Annotated in this window: 8 protein-coding genes; 4 read left to right on the top strand and 4 right to left on the bottom strand. The window is 50.1% G+C overall.

What is annotated here, in order from left to right:
• Nucleotides 1-875: zinc-binding dehydrogenase (locus tag IQ235_RS12485; RefSeq protein ID WP_264321788.1), on the bottom strand; the 875-nt coding region annotated here is incomplete at its 3' end.
• 306 nt (nt 876-1,181) lie between these two features.
• Here IQ235_RS12485 and IQ235_RS12480 point away from each other — a divergent pair.
• Nucleotides 1,182-1,430, top strand: a complete 249-nt coding sequence (locus IQ235_RS12480) for a hypothetical protein (protein WP_264321787.1) — start codon at nt 1,182-1,184, stop codon at nt 1,428-1,430.
• A gap of 342 nt (nt 1,431-1,772) precedes the next feature.
• The gene (locus IQ235_RS12475) at nt 1,773-2,480 is read left to right on the top strand and encodes a class I SAM-dependent methyltransferase (RefSeq protein WP_264321786.1); all 708 of its coding nucleotides are present in this window, start codon (nt 1,773-1,775) and stop codon (nt 2,478-2,480) included.
• A 148-nt stretch (nt 2,481-2,628) separates the two neighbouring features.
• Here IQ235_RS12475 and IQ235_RS12470 read toward each other — a convergent pair whose 3' ends face one another.
• Nucleotides 2,629-3,414 carry a DUF928 domain-containing protein gene (locus IQ235_RS12470; protein ID WP_264321785.1) on the bottom strand — a complete coding sequence of 262 codons (786 nt, stop codon included), beginning with the start codon at nt 3,412-3,414 and terminating at the stop codon, nt 2,629-2,631.
• 163 nt (nt 3,415-3,577) lie between these two features.
• Nucleotides 3,578-5,317 carry a mechanosensitive ion channel family protein gene (locus tag IQ235_RS12465; protein WP_264321784.1) on the bottom strand — a complete coding sequence of 580 codons (1,740 nt, stop codon included), beginning with the start codon at nt 5,315-5,317 and terminating at the stop codon, nt 3,578-3,580.
• A 328-nt stretch (nt 5,318-5,645) separates the two neighbouring features.
• On the opposite strand from IQ235_RS12465, the gene IQ235_RS12460 reads away from it, so the two are divergent.
• Nucleotides 5,646-6,101: a Fur family transcriptional regulator gene (locus IQ235_RS12460; protein ID WP_264321783.1), complete on the top strand. Its 456-nt coding sequence runs from the start codon at nt 5,646-5,648 to the stop codon at nt 6,099-6,101.
• 92 nt (nt 6,102-6,193) lie between these two features.
• Here IQ235_RS12460 and IQ235_RS12455 read toward each other — a convergent pair whose 3' ends face one another.
• On the bottom strand, nt 6,194-7,336 hold the full coding sequence (locus tag IQ235_RS12455) for a peptidoglycan-binding domain-containing protein (protein ID WP_264321782.1): 1,143 nt from the start codon (nt 7,334-7,336) through the stop codon (nt 6,194-6,196).
• A gap of 176 nt (nt 7,337-7,512) precedes the next feature.
• Between IQ235_RS12455 and IQ235_RS12450 the strand changes: the two genes are divergently transcribed.
• Nucleotides 7,513-8,140: cation transporter (locus tag IQ235_RS12450; protein ID WP_264321781.1), on the top strand; the 628-nt coding region annotated here is incomplete at its 3' end.

Genomic DNA, 8,140 nt, shown 5'->3' with positions numbered 1-8,140 from the left:
GCCCCGGCAACACCAATAATCGTACAAACCCCCCAACCTTTGTGGCAGCATTCCAGGGCTTGGCGCATGACGTTGACGTTACCGATACACTCAAAACTGTAATCCGCCCCCCCATCGGTGAGTTCCACCAAATGGGACACCACATCCCCTTCGATTTCGCGGGGATTGACGAAGTGGGTGATGCCAAATTTTTCAGCAACGGCTTTCTTCTCGGGATTGGTATCCACGCCGATAATTTTGCTCGCCCCCACCATTTTCGCCGCCTGCACCACGTTCAAACCGATACCCCCCAATCCGAAGACGACGACATTCGCCCCAGCTTCCACCTTCGTCTCGAATACCACCGCCCCAACTCCAGTGGTGACACCGCAGCCGATGTAACAAACTTTCTCAAACGGGGCATCGTCGCGAATCTTCGCCAGGGAAATCTCCGGAACGACGGTGTATTGGGCGAATGTAGAGGTGCCCATATAGTGGTATAGCTTCTGCCCTTTATAGGAAAAGCGACTGGTTCCGTCGGGCATCAAGCCTTTACCTTGGGTGGCGCGAACGGCTTGGCAGAGGTTGGTTTTGCGACTGAGGCAATATTTGCAAGTGCGGCATTCGGGGACGTAGAGGGGAATGACGCAATCGCCCGGTTTGAGGGTTTTGACCCCAGAACCGACTTCCACGACGACTCCCGCCCCTTCATGACCCAAAATCGCAGGAAATAAGCCTTCGGGGTCGGCACCGGAGAGGGTATAAGCATCGGTATGGCAAACACCCGTGGCTTTAATTTCCACCATCACTTCCCCCTCTTGGGGGCCGTCGAGTTGGATGGTTTCGATACTTAGGGGTTTACCGACTTCAAAGGCTACTGCTGCTTTTACGTCCACGATCGCACTTCTGGGTAATGGATGGTTGACATCGATCTTATCTGTCTCCCGATCGTTCTCGGTTTTCTTTTAGATCGAATTTAAGTTTTGACGGATATCCTCACCTCACTTTCTGTTGGCTCTATAATGCCTAAAGTTCTTACCCTGAATGGAATAGAGACTCTCCAATCGAACGAATTCGATCGCCCCAAATACCCGAAAGAGGTTCGGTTCCATCAGATCGGGGACTTGTCAAACTAAGTTTACATTGCTTAATATAAGTACATACAAGGTTACAAAAAACCTCAAATCAAAGGAGACACATCTATGAATACTGATTTTGACTTCCAAAAGAAAGACTTGTTTGGTCCGGTTATCTTCCGTCCCGAGTTCAACAACTTTGAGAAAATCGATACTAACAATGCCTGGTCGTTGTTCTTCACCGGTGGTAAAGAAGATAAAGCCCTCGGCTTCAGCCGCGACTTCGGTTACTTCTTCAACAACACCCTCATTGCGATCGTCGTTGCCGGAACCATCTGGGGTTTGTTCTTCAGCAACCTGCCTTCCTCTCTGTAAATGGAAACAGGCTCATTAATAGCAGCAACCTATTCGCGAAATATATCGAACGGTTGCGCGATACTTAAAACGTCGATCTCAACTTCCAGATCGGCGTTTTTTGCATTTTCCCTTGTCAGTGATAGTACTCGAATTTAGACGAATAGATGAATCTTTCGACTCCGATCGAAGCAGGGACTTGATGTGCTTCGGGCCCTTAGACAAGTGTTTGTCGGTCATCGGGTTGTTCGAGCATTGCTACCTGAGTCGTTACCTTGACTCTTGTACTAATATGTAGACTGTAAAAATATTAAAATCTCGATAATTGTTGACTGTCTACAGTACGTTATTGTTCGCCGACTTATGCCAGATCGAGAAACTTCAGTTGTCTTCGATAAAGAGCGCGCCGCTTCCTATGACACTAGAGCCGCTAAAGTCGCCCCGTTACGCGACACCCTGCATTTATTGACGCGCTTAGTACTTTCTGAACTGCCGGTTAACGCACGCATTCTCTGTGTTGGGGTCGGCACCGGCTTAGAACTCATTTATCTCGCTCAAGAATTTCCGCAGTGGCAATTTACAGCCGTTGAACCGGCAAGTGCAATGCTCGATGTCTGTCGTCAGAAAGCTGAAACGCTCGGAGTGGCCTCACGCTGCATATGGCACAATGGCGATCTCGATTCATTGCCTGCCTCAAACCCATTTGACGCGGCAACGTGCTTTCTAGTCTCTCACTTCTTTTTACAGCCCGAATCAAGACAACAATTCTTCAGTCAAATTGCTTCGCACCTTCACCCTCAAGGCTATTTAGTCAGTGCCGACTTGGCTTCCGATATGGCGACCTCAGACTATCAGAGCCTTTGTGAGGTTTGGGCGCGAATGCTTAAGTATGCTGAATATCCAGATGAGGACGTTGAAAAATTTCTAGCATCTCATGGGAAAGAAGCTGCCGTGCTACCGCCTGATGAGGTCGCCTCAATCATTTCATCCAGCGGTTTTGAGCCTCCTGTATTGTTCTTACAGACACTTTTCATTCATGCTTGGTACACCAGGGCGTGTCATCAGAGTTAATGGTACTTTGACAATTTTAGACCCCTTTCAAGGCTCAAACCCTTACTAGAAGTCGTGGTCTGTCAACTAACGAGCATTTCACAAATTTCGTTTGTCGATCGCCATCGCCACACCTCGATCTGACAAAGCCCCGATCGCCCTTATCGCTTCACTCTCCAGACAGTACTTCTGAATCAACAAAAGGTTCGGAGATCGCCAAATCTAAACCCAGTTCGCTCAAAAGTACTTCCCATGCCTGACTCAACTGACTATCCTCGGGATTGGCGAAATGCTGTTGGGCTAAATGGGCGATCGCATCGTACCAAATTCCATTATCTCGGTAGGTTTGGTATTGCTCTAGGGTACCGGCTACCGAGATTTCAGTTTCGAGAGAATCCAAGACCACCCGACGTATCCACCCATTGAGGACGAGATCGGGATCGGCAGTGCGATCGGGTACGCAATCGAGATTAAACCGCCAACGGTAGGTTTTGCCTTCTTCGAGAGCATATTCCCGAAGCGCCGGTAAACTCACTTGAATAATACCGGGTCGATCGTTCAGACGCAGGGTGGTGCGATAAATCGTGCGTCGTTCGGAGCCATCGAGCAACAAAAATTCGATCGTACTGATGTCTGCGGGTGCGTAGGGAACGTAGAACCAAAACGTCGGATATTCCGAGAGGGTTAAATCGCTACCATTGTTGGCAAACAAAGCCGTGAGTGGCTTCTCCGTCTCCTTGCAAGTTGCCTCGGGACGGGTTCCTCCCACGGTGCGATCGCCTTGGGGGGTTCCCGTATCTGGCGACTCGGGTTCCATAAGCGCGATCGAATGCTGCGGGTGTGGGGCTTCGTGCCAGACAGCGCGCGCCATCCCCGGCTGTCGATCGAGGAAACTTACCCAGACCAGGGCAATAGGCAAAATCAGTTGAAATCGAAATAGAGAAGATTGATACATGATAATTGTTGCCCAACAGCTTATCCGCAAGTAGAGCGAGTCAAAACCCCTGTGTTTGGACCGGGGGATGTAGACGAGCAGCTCGATCTAAACGGTCACCTAATCAGACGATATCACCTCGTTCAATGTTCGCGATCGTGGGAAATTCAAATCGCCCTACTCTTCAATCGATACGAGCTGCATGGCGATCGCCGTTTGCCGGGAATGGTTCGCGGCCTTGAATCCAGAGGGCTTGTTGGGGCATTGCCAGTTCGATCCCCAAACGATCGAGTTCCAGTTTAAGGCGACGGCGATATTCTCGGGCGATCTCCCATTGTTTCAGGGGTTGAGTTTTAATCCACAGCCGGATGGTGGCCCCAGCGCGATCGAGTTTGTCTACTCCCAACAGGAGGGGAGGTTCGAGAATCACACCCTGCCACGTCCGATCTGCACACATGTTCAAAGCCACCTCTTCGATCGCCTTCAACGCTTTATCGAGATCGGCATTGAGAGCGATGGGGATGCTCAAATCTACCCGCGACCATTCCTTTGAGAGATTGCGCACGATCGAGATGGCACTATTGGGAATTGTAATCAACTCTCCCTCTTCATTTCGCAGTTGAGTAATCCGCAGATTCATATTTTCCACAAACCCCTTCGCTTCTCCCAAAATCACCACATCCCCGACGGCAAATTGGTCTTCGAGCAAAATCAAGAAGCCGTTAATCGTATCTTTAATGACACTTTGAGAGGCCAGAGAAAAGGCAATCCCGATAATCCCCGCGCCAGCAAGTAAGGGCGCGACGGGAATCCCGATGACGGACAAACCCGCGATCGCACCAATTCCCGTACAGATGGCCGCAGCAACACCTTTAAAGACCTGGGAAAACGTTGTAATTCGCAAAACTAACCGTCTAGAAGCTTCGGGGGTAAGAAATTGACTGCCCTCCAGCGCCCAAAAAAAGCGACCGATCGCCACAGAACTCAGTCGAATGACAATATAGGTTGCCAAGCCGACCGATAGGAGTAGTAGGGGAACTCGAATCGCGGTCAGAATGGGGGTTTGCAATCCGCGCGTTTGGGCGAACAGTCCGAGGATGGCAAAAATACTACCGCCCCAAATGGCAATTTGACTGACTTGCACCAAGCGCCGAACCACCGCATTCATAATGCGCTGCTGTCGCCGTCGATCTTCATATTGAGCCATGGCGATTTCCGCTTCTGAAATGTCGGCGGTATCCGTTAGCGCAACGGCAGGGGGGGGAATTTGCTGCTTGGATCTGTGACGCTTAAAGTACCGATGACTTCCCGTTAGAATGAGACTGGCTCCAAATGCGGCGAGTAGGATACACCCGGCAATTTGGATTTGTTGTTGGATAAATTTGGGCTGGCGTTCTCGTTTGCCTCGAAGGAGCGCGGTTTTAATTTTGCGCGTCAGATACTCCGCTCGTTCTTGAGCTTCCACACCGTAGATGCGCCCATCTTCTACCGTTACCGTCAAGAGGGGGCGATCGTTGGCGTAGATGACGGGGAGATTGTTGATAATTTTGAAGGTGACTTCTAAGGTTTCGGGATCGAAATCGCTGTTGACAAAAGCCTGGAGCGTTGCTTCAATTTCTCCCACTCGTTCTCGAATGGGCAAAAATACATTGGGCGATTCTGCGTCTGGGGCGATCGAAACCGCTGTGATGTAAAACAGTTTGCGTCCGTCAAGGCGAACGACTGCGGTATCGATGTTGGCAGGTTTGCTCGGAACTAAGAAGCGCTCGATCTTCTCGAGGTTCAGTCCCGGTAACTGCGGGGCCGATTCTTGACCCCAGGCAGGTAGCAGGTAACTGTGTCCCAACAGTGAAAGACTCAAGCCAAAGGCAATTCCGATGGCAACAATCGATTGACGTTGAAAGGGATGACAAATCTTTGTCAAGAAAAATCCGACTTGGGTTTGTATGAGGCTTTTGATTTGCACCCCATCTGAGGTGCGAACGCGATGTGCAAAAAATGGGTTCCGGTCGAACATTCTACAGTCTTGCTAAGTCAAGGGAAATCGATACGGTAATGTAACAAAATGTAACACGAATACATTGTCTGACTCGCAAGAACTGCTAGCTTTTATATCCGTTTCCCGGCTCGAATTGGGGATCCTTGCAGAGTTCGGGAGTTATTAAAAAGTATTCTCAATAAATACAACTTATTGACAAACATGCTCGATCTTCTGTATCTTATATAAAAGGGAAAATATATAGAAACTTGTTATGTCTATGTACACGGCATCCTCACTAAAATCCGAGTTGAACGACCGGGGCTGGCGTATGACTCCCCAGCGGGAAACGATTTTGCAGATTTTTCAAAACCTTCCGAAAGGAGAGCATTTGAGTGCAGAAGATCTGTACAATCATTTGCAACAAATGGGCGAAAAGATTAGTTTGTCAACAATTTATCGCACTCTTAAATTGATGGCCCGGATGGGAATTCTTCGAGAACTCGAACTTGGAGAAGACCACAAACACTATGAAATTAACCAGCCCTATCCCTATCACCACCATCACTTAATCTGTGTCAAATGCAATAAAACCATTGAATTTAAAAGCGATTCTGTTTTGAAAATTGGCTCAAAAACCTCTCAAAAAGAGGGTTATCATCTTTTGGATTGTCAGTTAACCATTCATGCAGTTTGTCCGGCATGCCAGCGTGCGATATCTCCACTATAGAAAACGTGTAGAAACCGCACGCGGTGATACTTTGCACTCAAAACAAACGCTTTTTCCCAAAAGATGCGGCTCGTCAAGATAGACCCAAACGGCTAGTAGAAACGAGGTAACGAAGTGGGGGAAGCTGGAACCACGAGGGGGCGATCGAAACGATCGAATGAGGAGAGTCCGTATGGACTATACAAGGGAGTTTGTCCGTCTACTGCAAAAAACTCTCGGTTTGCGAAGTACGCTACACTTGCTTCGTATCCTTCATCTTGTAAGAGTTCGGCAAAGTCTTCTGCCCGATCGCAATTGTTAAAGCTACCCGCATTGATATAAGCTCCTCGATCGGCATTTTCTACCAGAACCGCATCGGGTCTTAGCTGGCGAATTCCCTGCAACAGTGCCCCAGCGTACAAGCTTTGTCTAACGGGAACCACGACCGCATAAACGTTCTGTTCCCGTCCGACTGCTCCGGTGGGTAAGGGTTGAAAGGGACGCTGGATGGGGGGGGCAAGTCCCAAGAGGGTACTTTCGGTCTGCGCATCTACCACTCCCGTGGGAGAAAGCCGGTTCAAGAGTTGAAAATCGACGACGGCGGCTTCTGTTTCCAGACCAAACACACCGTCGAGAGAGCCGGGAGGATAACCCAAATTTTGCAGTAATTGCTGGAGTTGCAGAACCCGATCGCCTCTGTCCCCTCGCTGTAAGACCAGGAGGTTACCCGAATTGAAGCTTGTACTGGGGATGCTCGAAGTCAAAGCATCTTGAGTTTCGATTCCCACCTCACCATCGGCGGTCAATCCTCGATCGAACTGAAACGCAATGACTGCCGCTTCCGTGCTGTCGTCAAAAATTCCCGAGGACGGGACGTTATAGCCCAACTGTTGCAAACGCTGTTGGAGTTCCACCACATCCGTTCCCGCCAAGCCGAATCTGAGGGTACGGCTGCCAAAGGTGACTTGAGGCAAAGAACGTTGAGAAAAAACTGATTGTGCGGACGCTTCCAACGGCAGGAGGAAACCCGTCAAACTCAAAGAAATCGAGACGATCGCGACAGAAACTCGGTACATTATCAACTTAATGGAAAATTCTGTGAAAGGGCGATCGATCCGCCATGGAATGGCTCCTTTAGGCATCTGTTTTCTCCATTTGTTTGTCGATTTGTCTGTTGTCTTCTTTTGACGATGTTGGGTGAGGAGTAATGGAGTCTCGATATCGAGTCCAATATTGCGACGTTCGATTCTGTCCATAAGCCGCTGACCTCGGCAGAGTAAACTACTCCTGAAATGATAACCGCGCTCGATAATTTTGCACGCGATCGCCCCTCGAACCGGGCCTCCGTCTAAAAATACTCTTGCGAAACTCAGGGCGATCGAACATTCAGTTTAAGATCGATAAAATTGAGTACCCTTGTGTTCGAGACCGTATGCTGCAAACCTCCCCACCCCGAGAATCAACTCCCACCGCCACTCCAATGGAAACAACCACCCTCAACGTGCGGGGGATGCGATGCGGCGGATGCGTCAAAGCCGTCGAACGCCAGCTCAACCAGCTACCCGGTGTGGTCAAAGCGGCAGCCAACCTCACCCTCGAAACCGCCGCCGTCGAGTACCAACCCCACCTCATCGAACCCGCCGACTGTGCGGCAAAACTCACCGCCGCCGGATTTCCCAGCCAGCCCTACAATCCCGACGCAGAACTCACCACCGCCGATTCCGAAACCACAGATAATCTCCTGGAGAAACTGCGCTGGCAACTCCTCATCGCCGCCGTCCTCATTTTTCTCTCCACCCTCGGCCATCTGGAAATGCTGGGATTTCCCGCTATTCCCGGTTTCAGCAATATTTGGGTTCACTACGGCCTGGCTACCCTCGCCCTCCTGCTGCCGGGTCGCCCCATCCTCATCGATGGTTGGTTGGGACTGCGCCACAACGCCCCCAATATGAATACTCTGGTGGGACTGGGCGTGCTGACGGCATATCTCGCCAGTAGTGCGGCGTTGTGGTTCCCCCAGTTGGGTTGGGACTGCTTCTTCGACGAACCGGTGATGTTGC

This window comes from Zarconia navalis LEGE 11467 (genome assembly GCF_015207075.1).
GTDB lineage: Bacteria > Cyanobacteriota > Cyanobacteriia > Cyanobacteriales > Geitlerinemataceae > Zarconia > Zarconia navalis.
Note: the sequence above shows the minus strand (reverse complement) of the source record. Positions and strands in the feature narration are given on the sequence as shown.

Bases quoted from the DNA above. Each gene is read 5' to 3' on its own strand.
- IQ235_RS12480 (WP_264321787.1), top strand. From the start codon at position 1,182: ATGAATACTGATTTTGACTTCCAAAAGAAAGACTTGTTTGGTCCGGTT.
- IQ235_RS12475 (WP_264321786.1), top strand. From the start codon at position 1,773: ATGCCAGATCGAGAAACTTCAGTTGTCTTCGATAAAGAGCGCGCCGCT.
- IQ235_RS12470 (WP_264321785.1), bottom strand. From the start codon at position 3,414: ATGTATCAATCTTCTCTATTTCGATTTCAACTGATTTTGCCTATTGCC.
- IQ235_RS12460 (WP_264321783.1), top strand. From the start codon at position 5,646: ATGTCTATGTACACGGCATCCTCACTAAAATCCGAGTTGAACGACCGG.
- IQ235_RS12455 (WP_264321782.1), bottom strand. From the start codon at position 7,336: ATGGACAGAATCGAACGTCGCAATATTGGACTCGATATCGAGACTCCA.